Genomic DNA, 23,597 nt, shown 5'->3' on the forward strand with positions numbered 1-23,597 from the left:
GGGTGAACGTCATGACGCTTGCCGGTTTTATCGCCTATTCTGGCGCGCTCGCCGTTGCCGCGGCCATCCCGGGGCCGGGGCTTACCGCGCTGATCGCCAGGGCGCTCGGCTCTGGCTTCCGCTCGTCGCTGTTCATGGCGCTCGGCCTCGTACTTGGCGACCTCACTTACCTGACCGCGGCGGTTCTGGGCCTCGCCTTCATCGCCCATACCTTCGGCGCCGTGTTCCTCGTCATCAAGTGGCTGGGTGTCGCCTATCTCGCCTGGCTTGCCTGGTGCTTCTGGACGTCCGGCATCACGCCCGAGACCATCGAGGCGCGCAAGGCTAGGGGCGGCGCATTCGCCAGCCTGCTCGCCGGCCTCACGGTCACGCTCGGCAACCCCAAGACGATGATCTTCTACCTGGCGCTGACGCCGACGCTGGTCGACCTGCATACCATCACCGCGACCGACTACGGCCTGCTGGCGATGTGCACCATAGCGGTGCTGCTGGTGGTGCTGGTTCCCTATCTCGCGCTGGCAGCGAAGGCCCGCTGGCTGCTCAGCACGCCACGCGCGCTGAAGGCGCTCAACCGCACCGCCGCGGCCTTCATGGCCGGCGCGGCAGCGGCTATCGCAACCCGGCAATAGGCGCGCCGGAGGCCCGCCGACGAGCCGGAGGATCTTCAGGCCGTTCCATCCCGTGATTCGTCATTTTTCCGACAAGACCTCAGGAGGCAAGCCGTGACCAAGCCCACCATCCGCACAGCCGGCCGCGGCCGCATCTATGATTCCATCACGCAGACCATAGGCGATACGCCGCTGGTCCGGCTCGACAAATTCGCCAGCGAGAAGGGCATCGTCGCGAACCTCATCGCCAAATTGGAATTCTTCAATCCGATCGCCAGCGTCAAGGACCGCATCGGCGTGGCCATGATCGAGGCGCTTGAAGCCTCGGGCCGAATCACGCCGGGCCGCACCGTCCTGGTCGAGCCGACCTCGGGCAACACCGGCATCGCGCTCGCCTTCGCCGCCGCCGCCAAAGGCTACAAGCTGATCCTGACCATGCCGGAAACCATGTCCATGGAGCGGCGCAAGATGCTCCTGCTGCTCGGCGCCGAACTGGTCCTCACCGAAGGCGCCAAGGGCATGAAGGGCGCCATCGCCAAGGCCGAGGAACTCGTCCAGACGCTGCCCGACGCCGTCATCCCCCAGCAGTTCGACAACCCGGCCAATCCGGAGATCCATCGCACGACGACGGCCGAGGAGATCTGGAACGACACCAAAGGGGAAGTCGACATCCTTGTCTCGGGCATCGGCACCGGCGGCACCATCACCGGCGTCGGCCAGGTGCTGAAGCAGCGCCGCCCGGGTGTCCATGTCGTCGCCGTCGAACCGGAAGCCTCGCCGGTGCTCTCGGGCGGCAATCCCGGCCCGCACAAGATCCAGGGGATCGGCGCCGGCTTCGCTCCGAAAATCCTCGATACCTCGATCTATGACGAGATCATCACCGTCTCCAACGAAGAGGCATTCTCCAATGCCCGGCTGGTCGCCCGGCTGGAGGGCGTGCCGGTCGGCATCTCGTCGGGTGCAGCGCTTCATGCCGCCAGCGTCGTCGGTTCGCGGCCGCAAAGCGCGGGGAAAAACATGGTGGTCATCATCCCCTCCTTCGCCGAACGTTATCTGTCGACCGCCTTGTTCGAGGGGCTGTGACATCAGTCAGGCCGCAATTGGTGGAGCAAGAATTGTACACACTCTACAGCAGGCCCGGCTCCGGCGGATTCGCCGTCGAGGCGGCATTCCGCCTGGCCGGGCAACCTTTCACCCTGGTCAATGTGCCGAAGCAGGCACCGGGCGACGACTTCCTGGCGATCAGCCCGCTCGGCCAGGTGCCGGTCCTCACCTTGCCCTGCGGCCGGTCGATCACCGAATCAGGCGCCATGGTGACTCTCGTCGCGGAGCGCTTTCCCGAGGCGGAACTCGCTCCGCAACCTCAATCACCCGGCCGCGCCGAGTTCCTGCGCTGGATGTTCTTCATGTCTTCAGCCCTCTACCCTGCGCTGCTGCGCTATTTCTACGCCCAACGCTATACATCCGATCCCGGCGCCGCGGAGACCGTCCAGAATGCCGCCCTTGCGGAGAGCGACCGCTGCTTCGCCGTCATCGAAAACGCGTTGTCGGGACGACAATGGCTGGTGGACGACCGCTTCTCGCTGGCCGACGTCTATCTCCTGATGCTCGCCCATTGGCACCCCGTGGGTGACCGCCCGCGCGAGGAGTGGACCAACATCGTCAGGCACTGCTCCGCCCTCAAGCGGCAGCCCGTTCTGGCCGATCTCAACGAGACGCACCGCCTCTGGTAGGCCGCCGGCCGGCGGACGAAAGCGCTTCGCCCCACAACCGACTTGGCATGCGCTGCATAATCATTGCAGACTGCTTGCCTGACTCGGTCAGGGGCACATATCGTCTTGAGGGAGGAATCTCATGAAACATCACGTCAGGAGACTGATTTCGGCTGGCGCCGTGGCGCTCACGCTGGGGCTCGGCACGGCGGTCGCCGGCGCCCAGGAATTCATCAACGTGCTGACAGGCGGCACGTCGGGCGTATATTATCCTCTGGGCGTGGCGCTTTCGGAGATCTACGGCAAGTCGATCGAGGGCGCACGCACCCAGGTGCAGGCCACCAAGGCTTCGGTCGAAAACCTCAATCTCCTGCAGCAGGGCAAGGGCGAGATCGCCTTCACCCTCGGCGACGCCCTGAAGTTGGGCTGGGAAGGCAACACCGAGGCCGGCTTCCCGGCCAAGCTCGACAAGCTGCGCGGCATCGCCGCCATCTATCCGAACTATATCCAGGTCGTCGCCTCGAAGGAATCCGGCATCAAGTCGCTGGCTGACCTCAAGGGCAAGAGCCTGTCGGTCGGGGCGCCCGCTTCCGGGACCGAGCTCAATGCCCGCGCGATCTTCGCTGCCGCCGGCATGAAATACGAAGACCTCGGCAAGGTCGAGTACCTGCCTTTCGCCGAATCGGTCGAACTCATCAAGAACCGCCAGTTGGACGCCACGCTGCAGTCGGCAGGTCTCGGGGTCGCTTCGATCCGCGATCTCGCGACCTCGCTGCCGATCAATGTCGTGGCAGTTCCGGCCGACATCGTCGCCGAGATCGGCGCCCCGTATCAGGCGGTGACTATTCCGGCCGGAACCTATGAGGGCCAGGCCGAGGACGTGGCGACCGCGGCCGTCGGCAATTTCCTGGTCACCCATGACGGCGTGTCCGAGGACACCGTCTACAAGATGACCAAGGCGCTCTACGACAATCTCGACAAGTTGTCCGCCGCCCATGCCGCAGCCAAGGCGATCAAGGTCGAGAACGCGCTCGCCGGCATGCCCGTGCCGCTGCACCCGGGCGCGGAGCGTTATTACAAGGAGATCGGCGCGCTGAAATGATCGGGCGAGGTTGAGAATGCCCCTCGTCCGCTTGCCGGCACCTTCTCCCCGCTTGCGGAGAAGGTGGCGGCAGCCGGATGAGGGCAGCGCCGTCGGTCTGCGCACAAGAGCGGCATGAGAAGCGATGGCTGAAGATCGTAGTAGCACCCCGACCGTACTTGCCGCGCCGGACGAGATTCTGACGGAAGGACTTCCGGAGGGCTGGGGGGCCGGTGCTGCCGGCCGGGTCGCATTTACCGTCGCCGTCCTGTTCTCGGCCTTTCAGCTCTATACGGCAGCCTACGGCAACCTGCCCAGCCAGGTGATCCGGGCCATGCATGTCGGCTTCCTGCTGCTGCTCGGCTTCGGGCTCCTTGCCAACCTCAGGACGCGATCGACCACCGGCAAGGTGGTGCTCTGGGCGTTCGGCCTGCTCGGGTTCCTGACCGGCGTCTACAACTGGGTCTTCTACGAGGCGATCCTGCGCCGCACCGGTTTCCTCACCACCAGCGACCTCGTCGTCGGAGCCATACTGATCGTGCTCGTCTTCGAGGCGGCGCGGCGCCTGATGGGCCCGGCGCTGGCGATCATTTCGGGCCTTTTCCTCGCCTATTGCTTCTTCGGCAACTATTTGCCGCCGCCCTTCATCCATCGCGGCTACGATCTCGCGCAGATCATCGAGAATTTCGCCTATGGAACCGAAGGAATCTACGGCACGCCGATCTACGTCTCGGCCGCCTACATCTTCATCTTCGTCGTGTTCGCGGCGTTCCTCGAACGCGCCGGCATGATCGCGCTGTTCAACGACTTCGCGCTTGGTCTCGTCGGCTCCTGGCGCGGAGGGCCGGCCCAGGTCTGCGTGCTCTCCTCGGCCCTGATGGGCACGATTTCCGGTTCCGGCGTCGCCAACGTCGTTGCCAGCGGCCAGTTCACCATTCCCCTGATGAAACGCTTCGGCTTCCGCTCGGCCTTTGCCGGTGGCGTCGAGGCAACATCGTCGATGGGCGGCCAGATCATGCCGCCCGTCATGGGCGCCGTCGCCTTCATCATGGCCGAGACGCTCAACGTTCCCTATGCCGAGGTCGTCAAGGCTGCCATCATCCCGGCGCTGCTCTATTTCGGGACTTGCTTCTGGATGGTCTACCTCGAAGCGGGCAAGGCCAGGCTGAAAGGCATGGAGAAGGCGAACCTGCCGAACCCGTGGCACGCGGTCAGGCAGCACTGGCCGCTGGTCCTGCCGCTGGCAGCGCTGGTCTATCTGCTCTTCGCCGGCTACACGCCGATATTTGCCGGCACGATGGGGCTGGCGCTCACCGTCGTGCTTATCCTCGGCACCCCGCTCGCGGCCCTCATCGGACCGCTCGCCTTCCGCATCGTGTTCTGGGTCGCGCTCGGCCTCGCCGCCGCGGCCTTCATGCGTTACGGCGTCAACATCCTGGCGCTGGTCATCGGTGCGCTCGTCGTCGCTTGCCTGACCTTCAAAGGCGGCCGGGAAACCTTGCTGATCTGCCGCGACTCGCTCGCCGAGGGTGCGAAGAACGCCCTGCCCGTCGGCATCGCCTGCGCCATCGTCGGCATCGTCATCGGCACGCTGACCTTGACCGGCATCGCCTCGACCTTCATCGGCTTCATCATCTCCATCGGCGAGAGCAGCCTGTTCCTGTCGCTGCTGCTGACCATGCTCACCTGTCTCGTGCTCGGCATGGGCATCCCGACCATCCCCAACTACATCATCACCTCGTCGCTGGCAGGCCCCGCCCTGCTCGAACTCGGCGTGCCGCTTATCGTCAGCCACATGTTCGTCTTCTATTTCGGCATCATGGCGGACCTGACGCCGCCGGTGGCGCTGGCCGCCTTCGCCGCGGCGCCGATGGCCAAGGAGTCGGGGCTGAAGATCGGCATCCAGGCGTCAAAGCTGGCGATCGCCGGCTTCGTCGTGCCGTTCATGGCCGTCTACACGCCCGCGCTCATGCTGCAGGATGCCGGTCCCGTTGCCGCGAGCTTCGGCTATCCGGTCGAGGTCGGATACATCGTGCTGAAGGCCTGCCTCGGCATCGTGCTGTGGGGCGCTGCCGTCACCGGCTTCCTGGTCTCACCGATGGCTGCCTGGGAACGCGTCGCCACTCTCGCGGCCGGCCTGCTCCTGGTGCTCGCATTGCCGCTCACCGACGAGGCCGGCTTCCTGCTCACAGCGCTGCTGATCGGCCGTCATTGGTCGCAAGCGCGGCGGCTCGTGGCGTCATGAGCCTGTGCATAGCCGCCGCCGGCAAGACGACGGTGCTCGCCGCGTCATTCTTCACCCTCTCCTGGACCCATTCGGTCGAGAAGACGCGGTGGGAGGAGGATTGGAAGGTCACACCAGCCGGCCTCGAGATCGTCGCAGCGCGTATCAAGGGCTCCGGGGCGGGTATGGAGCCGCCTGAAGGAGCCGTGTTCCGGGATGGGTGGTGGACTTATGTGCCCCACCTGCCGCCGCGCCCGTCCCTGGTCCTGGCGGCCTCGGGAGCGACGGCGAGCGGCTGGAGATTATGCGCCGGGGAGACCTGTCTCGACCTCGGCGCCGAAGCGGGCGAGCCGGTGTCCGTGCAGGCCTGCCCGTCCGATCAGTGAAAGCTCGGCCGCGCCCCGAGCGAGCGGTTGCGGCGGCGCGCGCAGGCAGGGCCCGGGCCGCGCATATAGTGGCGCTCCGGCCGGTATGTCGGCGCGAAGAACTCCCGAAAAGCGGACGCGTAGTGCGTGAAGCGGCTCCAGATTGTCATTGCCTTGTCCCTGTCCCGTCGGCTGTCCCTTCCGACCTAGGCGAATGATAGCGAACACCCGTGAATCGTCGGTGAACGCGATGTTAATCTTTGCCCAGAACGCCGGGGAATCATGGCTGAAACAGGGTAGTTTCGCGGCGTTGTGGTGCCGCCGGGTTAATTCTTCGTAGCGTGGTTTTTGGGACACACTGGCTGGCTGCGCGCGGGCAGCGAACGAAGCGCGATCAGTGCAGGAAAGTCGCCTCGAAGGCGGTCTTCCCCTTCGGCGAAAAGACGACCGCGCGGCCCTCTTTCTCGCGCCGCGCCCACCTCTGGGCAATGATCCGGTCGAAGATCGCCGCGCCGAGTGCGCCCGCCAGATGCGAGCGCCGCACGCTCCAGTCGAGGCAGGCGCGGCAGACCGGCCGACGCGCACCACCGAGGCTTCCGATATCGATGCCGACGGCTTCGAAGAAACCTGCACCGGACTGTCCGAGGCCGAGCCGTTCCCCCTCGCGCACCACGATGCCGCGCTCCAGGAAACTGTCGAGCATGGCGACGGCGTGCTCGCCGGCCAGATGGTCGTAGCAGATACGGGCCTCGCGCATGGTTGCGTCGCGCGGGCCGGGCCGGGTGCGCTTCGGGCCGAAGCTCGCGGCCACGCCCATGATAGCCTCGAGCATGGCCGCCACCTCGGCTCCGGCAAGACCGTAGTAACGATGGCGGCCCTGGGCTTTCAGCGTCAGCAGCCCTCCATCCATAAGCTTGGCAAGGTGCGAGCTCGCCGTGGGCAAGGCGACGCCCGCTTCCAGCGCCAGTTCGGAGGCGGTCAATGCGCCGCCGTCCATCAGTGCCGTCAGCATGCTGGCGCGGGCGGGATCGCCGACCAGGCTGGCGATACGGGCGATGTCAGGTCCATCACGCATAGTTCGATCCTAATCGAAGTATTCTCGTCCGGCAAGGCCTATGGTCGGGTCGTCGAAAGGAGCCGGCCATGCCTGCCATCACCCACACCGATCCCGCTTCCGCGCCGCCTTTGCGCTCCTTCCTGCGCAGGCTGCGGCTGAAGCGAGCCGCGTCGATCATATCCCGCTGGTATGATCGCCACTTCCAGCGATGCGATCTCGCCACGCTCGACGAACGCATGCTCGCCGACATCGGCCGATCGCCGGAGGAAGCGCGCCGCGAATGCGGCAAACCGTTCTGGCGGAAGTGACCCGGGCTCCAGATTAGCCGCCTCCGCGGATCGATGCTTCGACAAAGGTCGAACCATCGCCGCCGCCAGGACCAAAGGAGAAAACCATGACCATCACCTGCTTCATCCGTTACGAGATCGACCCGTTCCGAAAGGAAGCCTTCGTCGACTATGCCCGCAACTGGGGCCAGGCGATCCCGCGTTGCGGGGCGGACCTGATCGGCTATTTCGCACCGCATGAAGGTTCCGCGACGACCGCCTACGGCGTCTACAACATCGACAGCCTGGCAGCCTACGAAACCTATCGCGCCCGGCTCGCCGCCGACCCGCTGGGCAAGGAGAACTACGAATTCGCGCGGCGCGAAAAGTTCATCCTGCGAGAGGATCGCATCTTCCTGAAGCTCGCCTCGGCGCCCCATGCCGGCAGGAGCGCGACATGATCGCCGTCATTTTCGAAGTGGTGCCGGCGGACGGCCGGCGCGACGCCTATCTCGGCATCGCCGCGGACCTCCGCCCGCTGCTCGACGGCATCGACGGCTTCGTCTCGGTGGAGCGTTTCCAGAGCCTCTCCGATCCGTCCAGGCTGCTCTCACTGTCGTTCTGGCGCGACGAGGAGGCGGTCAAGGCATGGCGCAATACCGAGCCGCACAGGAACGCCCAGAACGCAGGACGCGGCGGCATCTTCGCCGACTACCGACTGCGGATAGCCCATGTCGTGCGGGACTACGGCCTGAGCGAGCGCAAGGAAGCGCCCGACGACAGCAGGGCAGTGCATGGGTGAGGCCATCGCCGGCGGTCATGCATTGCCGATCAGCACCCCCGCGCCGAACACCAGCGCTCCGCCGAGCACGACCTGGAAGGCTGCGCGAAGGAAAGGCGTTTCCATATAGCGGTTCTGGATGAAGGCGATCGTCCAGAGTTCCACGAAGACGACGGCTGCCGCGACCGATGTCGCCGTCCAGAAATGCGGGATCAGGTAGGGCAGTGCGTGGCCGAGCCCGCCGATCGCCGTCATGATGCCGGAGGACAGGCCCCGTTTCAGCGGCGAGCCACGGCCGGAGAGCTTGCCGTCGTCATGCGCCGCCTCGGTGAATCCCATGGAGATGCCCGCGCCTACAGACGCCGAGAGCCCGACGAGAAAGGTCTGCCACGTGTCCTGGGTGGCGAAGGCGGCGGCGAAGATCGGGGCAAGCGTCGAGACCGACCCGTCCATCAGCCCGGCCAGCCCCGGCTGGACATAGGTCAGGATGAACTGCCGCCGTTCGCTGACGGCTTCCTCCGAACGCACATCCTCGGGCACATGCTTCTGGCCGAGCCGGCGCGCGAGCGTTTCATGGCTGCGTTCGGCAATGGCGAGGTCCCCCAGCAGCTTGCGCGTGGCGGCATCGGAGGCGCGTTTCTCCGCCTCGACATAAAAGCGCTCGGCCTGCCGCTCCATCTCCTCCGCCTGCTGCCGGACACGATCGATGCCGAGGGGCCGTACCAGCCAGTCGGGCTTGCGCTCGTAATAGCCGCGCACATGTTCGCGGCGGATCAAGGGAATGCGCTCGCCGAACCGCTTGCGATGGAGGTCGATCAGCGCCGCGCGATGGGAATCCTCTTCGTCGGCCATGCCATTGAAAACCTTGGCCGATTGAGGGAACTCGTCGCGCAGCCCGTCGGCATAGGCGCGATAGATGCGGCCGTCGTCCTCCTCCGACGAGATGGCCAGCGCGAGGATTTCCTGTTCCGACAGAGAATCGAAGGACCGGCGGCCGAAACCGAAGACGCGAGAAAGCATTTGCAGGATCCATAGTTTAGAATAATTCTAAACTATGACTCGGCCTGCACGGCGTCAACCATCCCCTCTTCCAGGGTCTTGGTCCAGGGACTTCCCCCCGGGAACCTTGCAGGACCGCAGGCGTTGCCTCGATGCGCGGAAAGAGGCGCTGTCATGCAGCTTGCTCGGCATCCGTCAACACGACCGGACCTTGCCAAAGCCGAAGCTTGCCGACAAGAAGATCGAGCTCGGTTCCCGGACACGGGGCACGCACTTCGCTCGTGCTTCTTTCCAGCGGCGCGAGGACAAGCCGGCCAGGGAGGTGATCCCAGGGAGGTGGTCATGGAGAAGCCGGAAGCCGACGGCAAAGCCGCCCGGAGGGCCGAGGATAAGCAGAAGAGCTCGCGCCAGCCGAATCGCCGCTCCGGGACCAGAATTGCCCTTTCCAGCCCCGAGAAGGAGCTCTGGCCGGACGAGGGCATCACCAAGGCCGATCTGCTCGACCACTATGCCGCCGTCTGGCCGCGCATGGAACGCTTCGTCATAAATCGCCCCCTGGCACTCGTCCGCGCGCCCGATGGCGTCCAAGGGCAGCGCTTCTTCCAGAAACATGCCTCTCCCGGCATGCACAAGGCGATCCGCAGGATGTCCGATCCGGAAGACGGCGAGGAGTTGCTCTTTATCAAGGATTTCGACGGACTTGCCGCGCTGGTCCAATATGGCGTGGTCGAGGTCCATCTCTGGGGCGCCACGATCGACAGGATCGAGCAGCCCGACCAGATCGTGTTCGACCTCGACCCCGACGAGGGCCTCGGCATCGACGACGTGCGCCACGCCGCACTCGAGGTGAAAGAAAAGCTCGACGAACTCGGCCTGCCCAATTTCGTCAAGACATCGGGCGGCAAGGGTTATCATGCCATCGTGCCGCTGAAGCCCAAGGCAGATTGGGACGCCGTCAAGGGCTTCGCGCATGACTTCGCGCAGGCGCTGGCCGAGGCTGCCCCCAACCGCTACACGGCCACGCTCTCGAAGAAGGCGCGCAAGGGACGGATCTTCATCGACTATCTGCGCAACGGCCGCGGGTCGACCACGGTCGCCCCTTATTCGTCCCGCGCCAAGGAAGGCGCCACCGTCGCCATGCCGATCACCTGGGAGATGGTGGCAGACGGCGTCGGCCCCTGCGATTTCACGATCGGCGCTGCCCGGACCCGGTCATGGCTCCAGAAGAAGGACCCCTGGGCCGATTTCTTCGACAAGGGCAAGCCCCTGAACAGGCGATGAAACCGGCGCCTCAATCCAGCGTACGGCGGAACCGCACCAGCGCCATCACCGCGAAGACGACGATGAAGAGCATCAGCGCCCAGACCTCTGAGGCGATGGCGTTGAAGTCCGCGCCCTTCAGCATGACGCCGCGAATGATCCTCAGGAAATGGGTGAGGGGGAATATCTCGCCGAAAACCTGCGCCCAGCCCGGCATGCCGCGATAGGGGAACATGAAACCCGACAACAGGATGGACGGCAGGAAGAAGAAGAAGGTGAGCTGCATGGCTTGCATCTGCGTCCTGGCGACCGTCGAGATCGTGTAGCCGAGAAGCACCAGCGACAGGACGAAGATCAGGACAGTAGTGAGCAGCAGCGTCAGCGAGCCGACGAAGGGCACGCCGAACAGCAGCTTGGCGGCAATAAGCACCACCGCCACCTGCACGGCGCCGATCACCAGATAGGGCAGGATCTTGCCCAGCATGATCTCGAACGGGCTCGCCGGCATTGCGAGCAGGTTCTCCATCGTGCCGCGCTCGGTCTCGCGCGTCAGCGCCATGGACGTCATCATCACCATGGTCATCTGCAGGATGACGCCGAGCAGGCCCGGCACGATGTTGTATTGCGAGATGCCTTCCGGATTGTAGCGCCGGTGCACGATCACTTCGAGCGCGTTGGCGGCATCCCTGGCCGTGACCGCTTCGACGCCCTGCTCGCGCAGCAGCGCCTGGGAGGCGACCGTGCCGAGCGTCGAGATCGCTCCGCTCGCCACGGATGGGTCGGTCGCGTCGGCCTCGATCAGGATCTGCGGATGGTCGTTGCGCTCCACCCTGCGGTCGAAATCGGCCGGGATGGTCACCACGAAGGAGACATCTCCCCTGGCGATCAGTTCCTCGGCCTCGGCCTCGCTCGCCACGATATGATCGAAGCGGTAGTAGCCGGTCATCTGCAGCGACGAGACCATGGCGAGCGTGAAGCGGTCGTTGCTGGTCGCCACCAGGGCGGCCGGCAGGCTCTTCGGGTCGTTGTTGATGGCGAAGCCGAACAGCACGAGCTGCATCAGCGGCACGCCCAGCATCATGGCGAAGGTGATGCGGTCGCGCCGCATCTGGATGAACTCCTTCAGCAGCAGCGCGCCGAGACGGGCAAAGGAGAAGATGGAGTGGAAACCCTTCCGTTTCATGCCATGTTGTCCTTGGACGCGCCCATGAACTGGATGAAGACGTCCTCGAGGCTCGTTTCACCAGGCAGCACCGTGGTGCCCGCACGCTTTGCGATCGGCTTCAGCGTGGCCTCCAGCGCCTTGCGGTCCGAGCCGACCACATGCAGCGTCGAGCCGAAAGGCGCCACTTGCTCGACGCCGGGCTTGCCCTGCAGCGCCGCCTGCACCTCGTCGAGGTGCGGTCCCTCGATGACGAAGGTCGACAGGCCGGAGTTGCGGATCACCTCGTCGACGGTTCCGGTCGCCAGCATGCGACCGTAGGAGATATAACTGATCCGGTGGCAGCGCTCCGCCTCATCCATGTAGTGCGTGGATACCAGCACCGTGAGGCCGTCGCGTGCGAGGCGGTGAATCTCGTCCCAGAATTCGCGACGCGCCTTGGGATCGACACCGGCTGTCGGCTCGTCGAGCAGGAGCAGGCGCGGCTTGTGCATGATGCAGGCGGCGAGCGCCAGTCGCTGCTTCCACCCTCCGGACAGCGTCCCGGCCAGCTGGTCGCGCCGGGTCGCCAGGCCGAGGTCCTCCAACGTCCGGTCGACATGCTCCGCGACCGGCTTCAACTGGTAGAGCCGGGCGACGAATTCGAGATTCTCGGCGATCGTCAGGTCTTCGTAGAAGGAGAATTTCTGCGTCATGTAGCCGACTTCGCGCTTGATGCGCAGCGGCTCCGCCTTCAGATCATAGCCGAGCACCGTTCCATAGCCCTCGTCTGGCGTCAGCAGTCCGCACATGATGCGGATGGTGGTCGTCTTGCCGGACCCGTTAGGCCCCAGGAACCCCACGATCTCACCCTCGGCGACGGTCATCGACGCGTGATCGACGACGGTCTTGGTGCCGAAGCGCTTGACGAGGTTGTGGACGTCGATGGCATTCATGCTTCACCTGCGGTTCAGATGAATGGTGAATAGTGAATGGTGAATGGAAAAGTGATGAAACGGCCGGCCGGATGTTCGCCAGCACGGCGCCGATTTCCTGCCATTCACCATTCACCATTCACCATTCACTCATTTGCCAAGTCCACATCAACAATCTGCCCCGGCTGCAGGCTCCTGCCGTCGCCTTCCGGCCGGGCTTCGACCAGATAGACGAGCTTCTGCCGGGCCTGCAGGGAGTAGATCACCGGCGGCGTGAATTCGGGGTCGGGCGAGACGTAGCTCACCCGTGCCGTGAGCCCCGGAGGGCAACCGTCGCAATTCACCTTGAGCAGTTTGCCCACCTCGACCTTCGAGAAGGCCGCCTCGGGAATGTAGACGCGCAGCTTCACCGCTCCGTCGGGCAGCATCGACGCCACAGGCGCCGCAGGGCCCGCAATGTCGCCCGGATTACGGATGACGTCGTCGATCCGCCCGGCGGCCGGCGCCGTGATCGAGCGCTGGCTGAGTTTCCAGCGCGCCGCATCGAGCTCGGCGCGGGCCTGTTTCACCGCACTCTCGGCCGCCTTGATCGCCTCCGGCCGCGCCGGCAGCTTTGCCACGGCGAGATTGGCCTTGGCCTGGCCTATGGCCGCTTCGGCGACCTCCGCCTGGGTTCTGGCCTCGTCGAGCTGCGCTTGCGCGGCAATCCCGCGCTTGAACAGATCGGCCGCGCGCGCCAGCACCCGCTTGGCCTCGTCGGACTGCGCGACGGCCGAGGCAAGCGTCGCCTCGAGCACGGCGATCTCGTCCGGCCGGCGACCGATCTGCAGATCCGCCAGTTGCGCCTCGGCCTGGGCGAGCGCCGCCTCGGCGCGCGCCACGGCGATCGTCGCGTCGTCCGATTCAAGCGCTGCGATCGGCGCCCCGGCCTCGACCCGCTCGCCACGCTTGACCGAAACCTCGCGCACCTGCGCCACGTCGATCGGAGCCAGCAGCACATAGTCGCCCTCGACATAGCCGACGGCGAGCGGCGCCGGGCTGCAGGCTGAAAACAGCATGGCGACATAGGGGATCGAACACAGCACGCTCATCGCCCCGGTTCCTTCCTCGCGGCCAGTATCGCCGCGAGATTGCCCTTGACCGCCGAGATCACTTCCGTCACCTCTTGGGAGCCGAACTCCTTCCAACCCATGCGGCGCAGCACCGCCTCCCGTCCGATCCGGAAGTAGATGACCTGCCCGATCATGGTGAAGACCGCGATCTTGGTGGCCTCGCTCTCGGCGTCTTCGCCGGTCGCTTCCGCCCACAGTCCGCAGAGGCGCCTGTGCAAGGGTTCGAACACCCCGTCATAGATCGTGTCGAGCGCCGCGGTGGGGTGGGCGAGCTCGCGCAGGACGAACTGGACGATCTCTCCCGCCGCCGGCTGCGCGACCACGAAAGCCACCATGCGTTCGATCGCCGCGTTCAGCTGTGCGACCGCGGCCGCTTTTCCGATCGGCCCTTCCGTGCCGGGCGACAGGGCCTGACTGGCGATCGACTGGATGGTCTCGACGATGAAGGCGGCGCAGGCGGCGCGCAGCCCCTCCTTGCCACCGAAATGATAGGCGATCGAACCGATATTCGCGTTGGCCGCCGACGCAATGTCGCGCGTCGACGTGCCGTCGAAACCCTTTGCGCCGAACAGCCTCAGTGCGGCATGCACGAGCGCCCGGCGCGTCTGCTCCGCGGAGGTGGCGGGAACCGGATCCATGGCAAACCTTCTTCTCGTTTCGGCTTGCACAAGTTTAATCAAACGATTGATTAAAGTCAAGGCCGTTGCAAGGTCCTGCCCGGCACGCTTTATTCGGCGTCATGGCCAAGGAAATCGAACGGAAGTTTCTGGTGAGGGACGATGCCTGGCGTGACGGCGTCGGGAAAGTGGTGCGAATCCGCCAGTTCTATCTCGACGCCTCGGCGGATCGTTCCGTTCGCGTGCGTATCCGCGACGGGGCCTCAGCGATGCTGACCCTCAAGTTCGGCGATCACGGCCGCGAGCGCGACGAATTCGAATATGCGATTCCGATCGAGGACGCCGAGGAGATGCTGGCCTTCGCGGTCGGGCACGTGATCGAAAAGACGCGCCACCACGTGGTGCATCGGGACCGGATCTATGAGGTGGACGTCTTTGCCGGCGACCTGGCTGGCCTCGTGCTTGCGGAACTGGAGACGCCGGAAGCCGTCGCCGATCGCGACCTCCCGCCTTGGCTCGGACGCGAAGTGACCGGCGAGCCTCCCTATTACAATGCCTGGATGGCCGTGAACGGACGCCCGCCAATCGCGTGAGCTTCCCTCGCCATGCGGCGGCCCGCGATAAGATGAAGGCCGCCACGATACCGCGACGGCCCCCAAACCGTTAGTTTCCGCCTCGTTGCTAGACCGCGATCTTGCCGCCTCCCTTGCGGGTGATGGCGACGACGGCCGGCCGAACCGGCATGTCGTCCTTGAAGTCGGGCCAGCGGGTCGACAGGTCCTCGTAGTAGGAGGGCCGGCCGAATTTCTCCCAGTCTTCACCGCCGTCGCCCGGATGCTGGACCGCCACGAAAGCGGTCTCGTCGTCTGATGTGAACAGCGGGCCGCAGAGTTCGGCGCCGACGGGCACGCGGAAGAACAGCTTGGAAGTGGCGCGTGCCGCTCCTTCGGTGTCCACTGCCCACAAGCCATCGGTGCGCCCGGTCGCCTTGGGACTATTGCCGTCGGTCGAGACCCAGAGCCGGCCGGCGGCATCCACCGCGCAATTGTCGGGCATGCCGAACCAGCCATTGGGCGAGGTGCCGGTCGAGAAGGTCGCCCCGACTTCGGCGACGGCGGGATCGCCGCATTTCAGCAGCACTTCCCACTTGCCCTTGGCGGCCGTGAAGTCGCCGCCCTCCTCGGCCAGCTCGATGATGTGGCCGAAGGCGTTCTTGGCGCGCGGATTGGCGGCATCGACCTGCTCGTCCTTGCGCTTGGTGTTGTTGGTCAGCATCACATAGACCTTGCCGTTGACGCCGTTGGGCTGCACGTCTTCGGGACGATCCATCTTGGTGGCGCCAAGCAGATCCGCCGCGCGGCGGGTCTCGATCAGCACGTCGGCCTGGCTGTCGAACCCGTTCTCGGCCGTCAGCGAGCCCTGGCCGTGGACCAGCGGCATCCATTCGAAGCTGCCGTCCTCGGAGAACTTGGCGACAAAAAGCGTACCCTCGTCGAGCAGCGTCATGTTGGCGGCGCGGTCCGAAGGATTGTAGGTGCCGGCCGTCACGAATTTGTAGACATAGTCGAAGCGCTCGTCATCGCCGAGATAGAAGACGACGCGTCCGTCCTTGGCGACGATCGACTCGGCCCCCTCGTGCTTGAAGCGGCCGAGCGCGGTGCGCTTCTTCGGCGCCGACGTCGGATCCTCGACGTCGACCTCGACGATCCAGCCGAAACGGTTCGGCTCGTTCGGCTCCTTCGAGATGTCGTAGCGGTCGTAGAACTGGCCCCAGGAATAGGCGCCCTCGGGAATCCCGAGGCGTTCGTAGTTGGCGGCCTCGGCGTGGCCGGCCGGCAGTTCGCCGATGAAGTAGCCGTGGAAATTCTCCTCGGCCATGATGTAGGTGCCCCAGGGGGTCACGCCGCCGGCGCAGTTGTTGACGGTGCCGATCACCCTGGTGCCGGTCTGGTCGGCGCTGGTCTTCACCCTGTCATGGCCGGCGACGGGGCCGGTGAGCTCCATCTCGGTGGCGGCGGTGATGCGCCGGTTGAGCTTGCCGTCGCGTACGACCTGCCACTTGCCGTCCACCTTGCGGATCTCGACGATGGTGCCGCCATGGGCCGCCATCTCGATGTCCACGCGCTTCTGGTCGGCGTCGGCGACCTTCACCTTGCCTTCGGCGATCGTGACGATGCCGGGGAACATCAGGTGCTCGTTGGTGTATTCGTGGTTGACCACCAGCAGGCCGTGCGTCGCCGAACCATCGATCGGAATGAAGCCGACATAGTCGTTGTTGTAGCCGAACTGCTTGGCCTGGGCTTCGGCGGTCTGGTTCTTCGGATCGAACTCCGGCGCGTCCGCCAGCACCGCATCGCCCCAGCGCAGAAGCACGTCCGCGTCATAGCCTTCGGCAACGTGGTGGTTTTCGTCGATGCCGGCCTCGACCTCGGCGAAGGTGAAGGCCGAGCCGCCTTCGGCGCGGGCATTGTCGGCGGTGATCAGGGCGATCGGCGAGACCGTCGCGGCGATCGCCGAGACGGCGAGCGAGCCTTTGAGCAGCGCGCGACGCGAGAACCGCGTGGCGATGATCTCGCCCATGGTCGGATTCGCCGTGGGATTGTGGCCGGGACCGTCATTCTCTTCCAGCAGGCTGGTGCGGAATTCGTGCGGATGCTTGCTCATTTGCCTCGACCTCTCGGATGTCTGGGTAGAAGCGCCCGGCGGGCGTTTCGGGGTCGGCATAAAGGCGGGCATTGACAGTTTGATGACGGAAAAGCGGAGCGCGGAAGCCCTGCGGAAACACGATCGCGTCATCGCCTACCAACGTCGCCTTCCGGAATAATTTCGCCGGCGATGTCACACACGGCCACCCTATCTCGTCGGGAGGATATGGAGGTATCGAGCCATGCGTCTTGTTCTTGTCCTTCTCAGCGTCTACCACGGCCTCAACGGCCTGTTCATGCTGGCCACGCCGGAGGCCTGGTATGCGGCCGTTCCCGGCGTCGTCGACACCGGGCCGGCCAACGCCCACTTCATCCGCGACATCGGTCTCGGTTTCCTTGCCTCGGCCGCGGCACTCTGGCTCGCGGCCAAGACCGGTGGCACCGCCGTGCTTGCTCCGGCGCTGGTCTTCCTCGGCGGTCACGCCGGCCTGCATCTCGTCGAGATGGTCACCCACGGCACGACGCCGGCGGCGGCACTTCGCGACACGCTCGTCATCCTGGTACCCGGCTTCCTGCCGTTCTGCGCGCTACTCGGACGCGCCGGCGCCACGCCTGCCGGGAGGGCCGCCTGATGCTCGCCGCTCTGCTCAAGCGCCAGTTCGCGCAGTTCGAGAACCGTTATCGCTACGACACGGCCTATATGCGCGAGCTCGCCGATATCGACGCCGTTGGCGCCTTGAAGCTCGGCCTCGCCAACGGCTTCACGCGCCATCGCTTCGGCCTGCCGGCCAACGTCTATTTTGCCGCCAAGCTGACCGGTACGAAGTGGGCGGACTGCGGATCGTGCCTGCGGCTTGTCGTGGATATGGCAGTCGAGGCCGGTGTGGCCCGAGCCGACGTCGCGGATCTCCTCACAGGCTCGCCCGGTGCACCGCCCGACATGAAGCTGGCAGCGCGCTACGCGGCGGCAATCATCGCCAACGATCCCGAACTTGCCGAAATCGCCGCCGAATGCGAGCGGCGCTGGGGCAGACAGGGCATCGCCGGGCTTGCGGCAGCGACGGTTTCCGGTCTCTTCTATCCGCTCTTCAAGCGCGGCATGGGCTATGGCAACGCCTGCGAGCCGGTCGTCGCCGCGCTTCGCGCCGAAACAGCGGCATTGGAGAAGGCGGGTGCAGGATCCTGACGAGGCCGGTATGCAAGACGAAAGGCTGGCAGCCTATCTCGGCCAGCGCAAGCGCCTGCTGCGGCTCGCCTACCGCTATCTCGGCTCGGTCAGCGAGGCAGAGGACATCGTGCAGGACGCGTGGCTGCGCTTCGCCGCATCTGCCGATCCCGTCGATTCCGGGCGCTACCTCTCGCGGATCGTCACCAATCTTTGCCTCGACCGGCAGAAGTCGGCGCAGAAACGGCGCGAGACCTATGTCGGTCCCTGGCTGCCGGAACCGCTGGTCGAAGCCGCCGGCAGCATCGACGAACATGCCGGCGACGTCGCGCTCGACATCTCCTTCGCCGTGATGCGGGCGCTTGAGCGGCTGTCGCCGCTGGAGCGGGCGGCGCTTTTCCTGCACGATCTCTACGAGTTGTCCTTCGACGAGATCGCCGAGACGCTTCAGCGCTCGCCGGCCGCCTGCCGGCAGATGGCGTCACGCGCCCGCAAGATGCTGAGGAGCGGCGGCCCGCGCTTCCAGGCCAGGCAGCAGGACGTCGACAGCTTCGTCGCCGGCTTCGCCCGCACCGCCGAGACCGGCGATCTCGGCCCCTTGAAGCAACTGCTCGCGCGCGACGTCGAGTTCGTTTCGGACGGCGGCGGCAGAGCGCGTTCGGCGCTCAACGTCGTTACCGGACAGGACAAGGTGGCGCGACTGCTCCTCGGCCTCTACCACAAGCTCTATGATCCGAGCGCGGTCGGCATGCGCGCCGCTTCGATCAACGGCGCGCCCGGCCTGCTGATCGATATCGGCGGGAAGCTCGACCAGACGGTCGGGCTCGCGATCGACGAGAACGGACTGATCGCGGCGATCTATGTCGTGCGCAATCCCGACAAGCTCGCGGCCGTTCACTTGCCGGCAGAGGGCTGAACCGCCCGGCCGGCCAGCCCGGCCAGGCGGACCGTCCCGGCAGGGAGCGCGGCGATGGTCAAAGCGATCATCATGGCGGCAAACAGCCCTGAGAGTGCGAGGCTTGCCACGAGGAACCCCACATCCTGGCCGAGGGAGGGATGGATGGCGAGAGCGACGCCGATCGCATAACGCAGGCCAAAGATGCCAAGAAGCAGCAGGAGCGGAACCCAGTCGCCCTTGAGCGCCAACCTGCCGTCGCCACGCCGCTCCGCGGGCCGACGTCGGCCGAGCACAAGGCCGGCCACGCTCCCGCCCGCCGCGCCGACGGCAAAGGCGGCCAGACCCGCAAGCGAAAGGCCTGGCGAGATCAGCTCTTGGAGCGCGAGGCCGGCGGCCACGGCGGGCATCACGAGCGGTCGCCAGGGCGTGACCACACGGTCCCTGGTCGCCTTCCAGCCGGCATAGAGAACATAGAGAAGCAGCGGCCAGACCCAGAGCGGCGTGAGGGTGACGATGCCGACAATGGTCGGTCCTTGATGGCTCGCCGCTACCCCCGAGCCCGCGGCGTCGGCAGAACCTGCCCTTCCGAAGGCGACCTCGTTCATGATTCGCCCGGGCGCCAGCGTGAAGGCGCCGGCGACGATGAGAGCGCCGACATAGGTGGTCCGCATGGCTGCGGCATGCGCGACGACGTCGCCGCCGCGAACCTTGCGGACCGCGTAAGCCAGCGACAGGAGCGTGCCGATCGACAAGAGGTGGATCGGGCTCCAGACGCCCCATAGCCGGATCGTATGGATGAAGAAAGAGGACAGCGCCACCACAAGCATCAGCGCCACCCAGACCCGGCCGCCGAGCCGGTGCAGCTTGTCGCCCTTGCGGCGGAACAGCACCACCGCGCCGAGCAGGAAGGCCGATATTGCGGCGAAAGCATGGATTTGGATCGCCGGCTGCGCCTCGAGGAGCGGCTGGAGCGTCATCGAATTCTCCCGACATGTTGAAGCGCCCGAGCGCTCGGGCTATCTGCGTCCAGGACCCGGTTGCCGCAGGCCCTTTGTCGGCGGCACCATGACGGTCGGGTGCTTCGGCATCAAAGGCATCTTCGCAAACGGACGGTCGGGTACGTGAAGGACGGGATTCTGCAATTCGCGCTTCGTAGAATGCAGGTTCTGACCGTCGCGCCGCGCTTCTGGGGCGTGATCGTTGCCGTGTCGATCGTGCTCGGCGTCGCCGGCCCGTTCGACACCTATGAACACCTCGCTCTGGCGCCGCGCCTCGCCTATTGGTTCGCCACGGCGCTGGCCACCTTCCTCGCCGGCTATCTGTCCATCGGCCTGCTTTTCCACTTCCTGCTCGGAGATGTCGGGAACCGGCCGGTGAGAATCGCGCTTGCCGGGCTGACGGCCGGGCTCCCGGTGACGGCGATCGTGGTGCTGCTCAACAAGGCGATCTTCCACGAGCCCACCACCGCGACCGGCGACATCCTCACCCTCTATGTCAATTGCAGCCTCATCGCTGGCGCCGTCACCGTGCTGTTCGGTCTTATCGACAACGGGCAACCGGCGGCCAGTACGGCCTCCGCTCCAGCTATCTCCTCCCCGACGGTCCCGTTGTCAGAAGAACCATCTCCGGGCTCGGCTGTTGCTGCCAAGGCGCGGCCAAAGCTGCTCGACCGGCTGCCGCCGCATCTGCGCGGCGACGTCACCTATCTGTCGATGCAGGATCACTATGTCGACGTGCATACCGAAAAGGGGAGCACGCTGGTGCTCATGCGGCTCGCCGACGCCATCGCGGAACTGGAAGGCGTGCCGGGCCTGCAGATCCACCGCTCGCACTGGGTGGCGCTCGACGCCGTCGCCGGCAGCCTGAGCAGGGACGGCAGGCTTTTCCTCAGGATGAGCGATGAAACGCTTCTGCCGGTCAGCCGCTCCTGGCTCGAAGCGGTTCGGGCCGCCGGGCTCGCCTAGCCACCAGTGCGCCGCGCGTCCGGACGCGCAACGGACGCTCTATTGCTTCGGATCTGCGCATCGTGCCTTCCGAAAATCGAACGCGATTTCGGGTCGATTCGCTAGTCTGCCGCCTTGTCGGCAGTCTCGGCCCATGTCACCGATCGATAGTCGAAACCATATTCCAGCGTGGGCTTGACGATGCGGAAATAGGGCGACAGATCGAAATCGCGCGGCGTGTAGAGCGAGTGATGGCGGATGTGCAGGATCTCGCTGCGCGAATAGGAGGACTCCGCCGACGCCCGGCCCGGGGCTCGCGTGATCTCCGGCAGGATCGGATAGCGGATCTGCCCATAGGCCTCGGCGATCATCGACGAGCAGATCGCCCGGGTCGGGTCGCCCGAGCCGAAGGCGATCATGCGCCGGCGCCATCGCACAGGCACCGGCGGCGCCGGCATGAAGTAGCGCAGCATGTCGAAAATGTTCTTCAGGTCGTATTTGAGGCCGAGCCGTTCGATCATGAAACGGACGACCTGCTCACGATCCTCGGGCGTCAGCCCGCTGGCGCGGCAGATGCGGGTATTGTAGGTGCGGTATTTGGATAGCGGCACCGCCACGCAGCCCTCGCCGAGATTGACCTCGATCAGCCGCCGCCGCTCCGTGCCGTCGTCCGGATCCGGCAAAGCGTCGCCGACATAGAGAGCCGAATGTGACCAGGTCGACTGCGTGAGGTATTTGATCGCCGCCGAGATCCGCTGGTTGCCTTCGATCAGCAGGATGTCGCCGGGCTCGAGCGTGCGCCTCAATGTCTCGGGATCGGACGGCGTGTAGGGCTCGTAGCCTGAGGATTCCTGCACCAGCCGCCTGGCCAGAAACCGGCCGATCCTGTCGAGAAATGTGTCTGGTTGCATGCCGCCTCCCCGGCCAATATGGGCGCGTACCGGCCGAAGGTGAAGAGGGTAGACCACGGCCTCGGCCGGCGCGGCAGCAAGGGCATCCGGCGGATCCGCACGTCCCCTATTCCCATCCCGGGATTGTTGGAGCATTGTAACGGCCTCCAGAGGCTCGTGGCGGCGATTCACAAAAGGTTCAACTTTGCCGTCGCAGGAAATTATGTCACACGTTAAATATACAACTATAAGGTTGGAGGACCTCAGAAATGGATCTACGATCGGCAGCCCGTTCCGTGACCCGAAGGGTCGGGCGCGGCGGACTTCTGCTCGGCGCGATGCTGGCCGCGACGACGGCTATCGCCTCGCCCGAGGAGGGCAAGACTTTGCGTTTCGCCTTCCAGGGATCGTTGAATGCGCTCGACCCCTATACGCTCAACGAGACATTCACGCTCGGCATGCTCGGCAACGTCTATGAAGGGCTGACAAAGCGCGACAAGGACCTGAAGATCATCCCCGGACTCGCCGAAAGCTGGGAGATGGTCGACCCGCTGCATTGGCGCTTCCATCTTCGCAAGGGCGTGAAATACGCCAACGGCAACGACTTCACGGCCGACGACGTGGTCTTCTCGGCCGAGCGCGTGCGCGCGGACGGATCCGACCTGAAGACGCGCATCCCGGCCGATTCGGTCTGGAAGAAGATCGATGACCATACGGTCGAGGTCGAGCTGAAGACGCCCAATCCCATCCTGTTCGCCGAGTGGGACACCTGGTACATCATCGACAAGGAGTGGGCGGAGAAGGAAGGCGCGGTCAAGCCGGTTTCGGCCAAGGACACCAATCCGGCGCCTTCGGCCTACATGGCCAATGGCACCGGCCCCTTCACGATCGAATCGCACGAACCCGGCGTCAAGACGATTTACAAGGCCAACAAGGGCTGGTGGGGCAAGGTCGAACACAATCTCGACGGCGTGGTGTTCACCCCGATCGCGGCCGATGGAACGCGCGTGGCAGCGCTGCTCTCGGGCGACGTGGACCTGATCGAGCCGGTTCCGGTTCAGGACATCGAACGCATCAAGTCCGATCCCAACACCGACGCCCTGACCGGACCGGAACTGCGCGTGATCCATCTCGGCTTCAACCAGTTCCGCGACGAACTGCCGACGTCGGACGTCAAGGGCAAGAACCCGTTCCGCGACGCCAATGTCCGCAAGGCGTTCTATCAGGCGATCGACATCGAGGCGATCAGGAAGCGCGTGATGCGCGATCTTTCGACCCCGGTTCCGCTGCTGATCGCCAGCCAGCTCTTCGAGAAGTCAGGCGACTTCGAGCGCTGGCCCTATGATCCGGAAGCAGCGAAGAAGCTGCTTGCCGATGCCGGCTATCCCGACGGCTTCACCATAGGCATGGACTGCCCGAACGATCGCTATGTCAATGACGAGGCGATCTGCCAGGCCGTGGTCTCGATGCTCGCCAAGGTCGGGGTCAAGGTGAACCTGAACGCCCAGCCCAAGGCCAAGTATTTCGCCAAGGTGCTGGCGCCCGGCGGCTACGACACCGACTTCTTCCTGCTCGGCTGGACGCCCGGCTCGTTCGATTCGTGGAACGTGCTGGTCAGCCTGGCGACCTGCCGCGACGCGACCGGCAAGGGAGGCCCCTTCAATCTCGGCGGCTATTGCAACACGAAGGTCGACGAGCTGGCCAAGCAGATCCTCGTCGAAGCCGACCTTGCCAAGCGCAACGATCTGATCAGCCAGGCCTATCGGATCATGGTCGACGAGACGTCGCACATCCCGCTCCATCAGCAATCGCTGGCCTGGGGCAAGCGCAAGAACCTCGACATCGTGCAACGGCCCGACGACCAGGTGCTGTTCTACTGGGCCACGCTGAAGTGACGT

Annotated in this window: 26 protein-coding genes; 16 read left to right on the forward strand and 10 right to left on the reverse strand. The window is 65.3% G+C overall.

Annotated elements, in window-relative coordinates:
- The first annotated feature begins 11 nt into the window (after positions 1–11).
- From JN302_RS38505 to JN302_RS38530, 6 genes are all read left to right on the forward strand, one after another.
- Positions 12–629 carry a LysE family translocator gene (locus tag JN302_RS38505; RefSeq protein WP_202309446.1) on the forward strand — a complete coding sequence of 206 codons (618 nt, stop codon included), beginning with the start codon at positions 12–14 and terminating at the stop codon, positions 627–629.
- Between the two features lie 93 nt (positions 630–722).
- Positions 723–1,691, forward strand: coding sequence for a cysteine synthase A (cysK, locus tag JN302_RS38510; RefSeq protein WP_274609056.1), 969 nt, complete (start codon positions 723–725; stop codon positions 1,689–1,691).
- 32 nt (positions 1,692–1,723) lie between these two features.
- The gene (locus JN302_RS38515) at positions 1,724–2,341 is read left to right on the forward strand and encodes a glutathione S-transferase family protein (RefSeq protein ID WP_202309447.1); all 618 of its coding nucleotides are present in this window, start codon (positions 1,724–1,726) and stop codon (positions 2,339–2,341) included.
- A 121-nt stretch (positions 2,342–2,462) separates the two neighbouring features.
- Complete coding sequence (locus JN302_RS38520; RefSeq protein WP_202309448.1) at positions 2,463–3,422, forward strand: TAXI family TRAP transporter solute-binding subunit; 960 nt, start codon at positions 2,463–2,465, stop codon at positions 3,420–3,422.
- A 124-nt stretch (positions 3,423–3,546) separates the two neighbouring features.
- A complete protein-coding gene (locus JN302_RS38525; protein WP_202331134.1) occupies positions 3,547–5,646 on the forward strand; it encodes a TRAP transporter permease in 2,100 nt (699 codons plus the stop codon).
- Positions 5,643–6,011, forward strand: a complete 369-nt coding sequence (locus JN302_RS38530; protein WP_202331135.1) for a DUF1850 domain-containing protein — start codon at positions 5,643–5,645, stop codon at positions 6,009–6,011. Before JN302_RS38525 ends, JN302_RS38530 begins: the two co-directional genes overlap by 4 nt.
- Here the strand turns inward: JN302_RS38530 and JN302_RS38535 are convergent.
- Positions 6,005–6,160, reverse strand: a complete 156-nt coding sequence (locus JN302_RS38535) for a hypothetical protein (protein ID WP_202309451.1) — start codon at positions 6,158–6,160, stop codon at positions 6,005–6,007. The genes JN302_RS38530 and JN302_RS38535 overlap by 7 nt on opposite strands.
- A gap of 224 nt (positions 6,161–6,384) precedes the next feature.
- Positions 6,385–7,065, reverse strand: coding sequence for an ArsR/SmtB family transcription factor (locus tag JN302_RS38540; RefSeq protein ID WP_202331136.1), 681 nt, complete (start codon positions 7,063–7,065; stop codon positions 6,385–6,387).
- A gap of 68 nt (positions 7,066–7,133) precedes the next feature.
- Here JN302_RS38540 and JN302_RS38545 point away from each other — a divergent pair, with 68 nt between their 5' ends.
- From JN302_RS38545 to JN302_RS38555, 3 genes are all read left to right on the forward strand, one after another.
- Positions 7,134–7,355, forward strand: coding sequence for a DUF1127 domain-containing protein (locus JN302_RS38545; protein WP_202331137.1), 222 nt, complete (start codon positions 7,134–7,136; stop codon positions 7,353–7,355).
- Positions 7,356–7,441: 86 nt separating this feature from the next.
- A complete protein-coding gene (locus JN302_RS38550) occupies positions 7,442–7,774 on the forward strand; it encodes an NIPSNAP family protein (protein WP_202331138.1) in 333 nt (110 codons plus the stop codon).
- Positions 7,771–8,115 carry an antibiotic biosynthesis monooxygenase family protein gene (locus tag JN302_RS38555; protein ID WP_202331139.1) on the forward strand — a complete coding sequence of 115 codons (345 nt, stop codon included), beginning with the start codon at positions 7,771–7,773 and terminating at the stop codon, positions 8,113–8,115. The genes JN302_RS38550 and JN302_RS38555 overlap by 4 nt, the downstream gene beginning before the upstream one ends.
- Before the next feature lie 15 nt (positions 8,116–8,130).
- On the opposite strand, the gene mbfA is transcribed toward JN302_RS38555, so the two are convergent.
- Positions 8,131–9,114 (reverse strand): iron exporter MbfA, encoded by a 984-nt coding sequence (gene mbfA / locus JN302_RS38560; protein ID WP_202331140.1) that lies wholly within the window; start codon positions 9,112–9,114, stop codon positions 8,131–8,133.
- A gap of 321 nt (positions 9,115–9,435) precedes the next feature.
- Between mbfA and ligD the strand changes: the two genes are divergently transcribed.
- Positions 9,436–10,374 carry a non-homologous end-joining DNA ligase gene (gene ligD, locus JN302_RS38565; RefSeq protein ID WP_202331141.1) on the forward strand — a complete coding sequence of 313 codons (939 nt, stop codon included), beginning with the start codon at positions 9,436–9,438 and terminating at the stop codon, positions 10,372–10,374.
- Between the two features lie 10 nt (positions 10,375–10,384).
- Here ligD and JN302_RS38570 read toward each other — a convergent pair whose 3' ends face one another.
- The 4 genes from JN302_RS38570 to JN302_RS38585 all read right to left on the reverse strand — a co-directional run bounded on the left by JN302_RS38570 (position 10,385) and on the right by JN302_RS38585 (position 14,179).
- Positions 10,385–11,536: an ABC transporter permease gene (locus JN302_RS38570; RefSeq protein ID WP_202331142.1), complete on the reverse strand. Its 1,152-nt coding sequence runs from the start codon at positions 11,534–11,536 to the stop codon at positions 10,385–10,387.
- A complete protein-coding gene (locus JN302_RS38575; protein ID WP_202331143.1) occupies positions 11,533–12,450 on the reverse strand; it encodes an ABC transporter ATP-binding protein in 918 nt (305 codons plus the stop codon). The genes JN302_RS38570 and JN302_RS38575 overlap by 4 nt, the downstream gene beginning before the upstream one ends.
- Positions 12,451–12,575: 125 nt before the next feature.
- Entirely contained in the window at positions 12,576–13,520 is a 945-nt protein-coding gene (locus tag JN302_RS38580) for an HlyD family secretion protein (RefSeq protein WP_202331144.1), read from the reverse strand.
- Complete coding sequence (locus tag JN302_RS38585) at positions 13,517–14,179, reverse strand: CerR family C-terminal domain-containing protein (RefSeq protein ID WP_202331145.1); 663 nt, start codon at positions 14,177–14,179, stop codon at positions 13,517–13,519. The genes JN302_RS38580 and JN302_RS38585 overlap by 4 nt, the downstream gene beginning before the upstream one ends.
- A 101-nt stretch (positions 14,180–14,280) precedes the next feature.
- Here JN302_RS38585 and JN302_RS38590 point away from each other — a divergent pair, with 101 nt between their 5' ends.
- On the forward strand, positions 14,281–14,751 hold the full coding sequence (locus JN302_RS38590; RefSeq protein WP_202331146.1) for a CYTH domain-containing protein: 471 nt from the start codon (positions 14,281–14,283) through the stop codon (positions 14,749–14,751).
- 88 nt (positions 14,752–14,839) lie between these two features.
- Here JN302_RS38590 and JN302_RS38595 read toward each other — a convergent pair whose 3' ends face one another.
- Positions 14,840–16,822 carry a PhoX family protein gene (locus JN302_RS38595; RefSeq protein WP_202331147.1) on the reverse strand — a complete coding sequence of 661 codons (1,983 nt, stop codon included), beginning with the start codon at positions 16,820–16,822 and terminating at the stop codon, positions 14,840–14,842.
- 223 nt (positions 16,823–17,045) lie between these two features.
- Here JN302_RS38595 and JN302_RS38600 point away from each other — a divergent pair, with 223 nt between their 5' ends.
- The 3 genes from JN302_RS38600 to sigJ are packed head-to-tail and all read left to right on the forward strand — an operon-like array spanning position 17,046 to position 18,884.
- Positions 17,046–17,435 carry a hypothetical protein gene (locus tag JN302_RS38600; RefSeq protein WP_202331148.1) on the forward strand — a complete coding sequence of 130 codons (390 nt, stop codon included), beginning with the start codon at positions 17,046–17,048 and terminating at the stop codon, positions 17,433–17,435.
- Positions 17,435–17,989 carry a hypothetical protein gene (locus JN302_RS38605; protein WP_202331149.1) on the forward strand — a complete coding sequence of 185 codons (555 nt, stop codon included), beginning with the start codon at positions 17,435–17,437 and terminating at the stop codon, positions 17,987–17,989. Before JN302_RS38600 ends, JN302_RS38605 begins: the two co-directional genes overlap by 1 nt.
- A gap of 10 nt (positions 17,990–17,999) precedes the next feature.
- Positions 18,000–18,884: an RNA polymerase sigma factor SigJ gene (sigJ, locus tag JN302_RS38610; RefSeq protein WP_202331150.1), complete on the forward strand. Its 885-nt coding sequence runs from the start codon at positions 18,000–18,002 to the stop codon at positions 18,882–18,884.
- On the opposite strand, the gene JN302_RS38615 is transcribed toward sigJ, so the two are convergent.
- The gene (locus JN302_RS38615; RefSeq protein WP_202331151.1) at positions 18,863–19,843 is read right to left on the reverse strand and encodes a DUF6622 family protein; all 981 of its coding nucleotides are present in this window, start codon (positions 19,841–19,843) and stop codon (positions 18,863–18,865) included. The genes sigJ and JN302_RS38615 overlap by 22 nt on opposite strands.
- Positions 19,844–20,023: 180 nt before the next feature.
- Here JN302_RS38615 and JN302_RS38620 point away from each other — a divergent pair, with 180 nt between their 5' ends.
- The gene (locus JN302_RS38620) at positions 20,024–20,830 is read left to right on the forward strand and encodes a LytTR family DNA-binding domain-containing protein (protein WP_202331152.1); all 807 of its coding nucleotides are present in this window, start codon (positions 20,024–20,026) and stop codon (positions 20,828–20,830) included.
- 101 nt (positions 20,831–20,931) lie between these two features.
- On the opposite strand, the gene JN302_RS38625 is transcribed toward JN302_RS38620, so the two are convergent.
- Positions 20,932–21,720 (reverse strand): YiiX/YebB-like N1pC/P60 family cysteine hydrolase, encoded by a 789-nt coding sequence (locus tag JN302_RS38625; RefSeq protein ID WP_202331153.1) that lies wholly within the window; start codon positions 21,718–21,720, stop codon positions 20,932–20,934.
- A 248-nt stretch (positions 21,721–21,968) separates the two neighbouring features.
- On the opposite strand from JN302_RS38625, the gene JN302_RS38630 reads away from it, so the two are divergent.
- Positions 21,969–23,594, forward strand: a complete 1,626-nt coding sequence (locus JN302_RS38630; RefSeq protein ID WP_446720704.1) for an ABC transporter substrate-binding protein — start codon at positions 21,969–21,971, stop codon at positions 23,592–23,594.
- Positions 23,595–23,597 lie beyond the last annotated feature (3 nt).

Origin of the sequence: Mesorhizobium sp. L-8-3 (assembly GCF_016756615.1) — a bacterium.
Lineage (GTDB): Bacteria > Pseudomonadota > Alphaproteobacteria > Rhizobiales > Rhizobiaceae.